Raw genomic sequence first — 1,176 nt, 5'->3', positions numbered from 1 at the left:
CACATCGTGTGACCTAGCAATTGATCTTCCGGACAAGGAGACGGTACCAGCCTCCCCTGTATCTAGAGGACCCGACCAATGTGACGTCTTTCTGGGACCCTGTCTATTCGGTGAATACAGCAGCGGACATAAGGTACCCGCGCCCCGTTCTTCTTCCGGAAGTGCTGCGCTGCACGGGAGATATAGGTTATTCCCGCTATTTTTTTTACCCCGCCACCCCCGGAAACAACCATAGGATAACCTTGATGCGTGCATCCGGTTAATACTCAGCAGATGCATGAAAATGAGCGCACACCAGAGCAGACCGGCATAGGCCCGGCTCCGGCAAGGACCCTGTACCTTGCCCGATGGAGTGTGCGGTTCTATGCATTTGTCATTGACTTCATCATCATCATTCTTTTCTGGAACGTCATCACCGGGCTCTTCGCCGGGATCTGGAATCTGCCGCTTCTCTGGGATTTCCGGCACTGGGGCATTCCTGCGATCGGGCTCGAGACGGTCCTCATCTTCCTGTACTGGACGGTGATGGAGGGATTCCGGGGCCAGTCTATCGGCAAGATGGTGATGAACCTCAGGGTCGTGAACCGTGACGGGTCGAAGATCTCCTATCGCACTGCCGCGATCGAGGCACTGCCAAAGGCTTTCTTAAGTCCGCCGCTCATCATCGTCCTTGTGCTTGACTGCCTTATCGGCTGGCTTGCCATGCCGGGGACCAGACTGAGGGTCTTCAACCGTATCTCGAACACCATCGTGATCAAGACCGATTACCGGGAGCCAAACGGGATCGTCTATGTCAGGGAAAAGGAATAACAGGTCTGGCCGCCATCTTACGGGTATGCAGCAACGCGTTCTCCTGGTTCTGATCCTTGCATCGCTCCTGTTCGCCAGCGGGTGCACCAGCCCGGCACCTGCCGATGAACCTGAATTAACGCAGATCACCACCGCACCGGATGGCGGGGTCCGGTATGTCTCGTTAAACGCCCGTTCGTATAATCCCGAACACCTGTACATAACGGCCGGGACAACGGTCGTCTGGATCAATGAGGAGCCCCGGATCAACCGCAGGGTTGTCCATATGCCAGTGCAGCCGGACAAAAACGTTCTTTTTGAATCCGGCCCGCTCGAGCCCGGGCAGTCCTACCGTTACCGGTTCACCAGCCCCGGCCGGTACGTGTA

2 protein-coding genes are annotated in these 1,176 nt (G+C 56.5%); both read left to right on the top strand.

Going from position 1 to position 1,176, the window contains the following annotated elements; genetic code table 11:
• Nucleotides 1-273 precede the first annotated feature (273 nt).
• Nucleotides 274-810 carry an RDD family protein gene (locus CW742_RS14125; RefSeq protein ID WP_292421470.1) on the top strand — a complete coding sequence of 179 codons (537 nt, stop codon included), beginning with the start codon at nt 274-276 and terminating at the stop codon, nt 808-810.
• Nucleotides 811-835: 25 nt separating this feature from the next.
• A partial coding sequence (locus CW742_RS14120; protein ID WP_292421468.1) for a hypothetical protein occupies nt 836-1,176 on the top strand: 341 nt, incomplete at its 3' end.

The organism is Methanoregula sp. (assembly GCF_002835825.1).
Taxonomy (GTDB): domain Archaea; phylum Halobacteriota; class Methanomicrobia; order Methanomicrobiales; family Methanospirillaceae; genus Methanoregula.
This window is presented reverse-complemented; position numbering and strand designations above follow the sequence as displayed.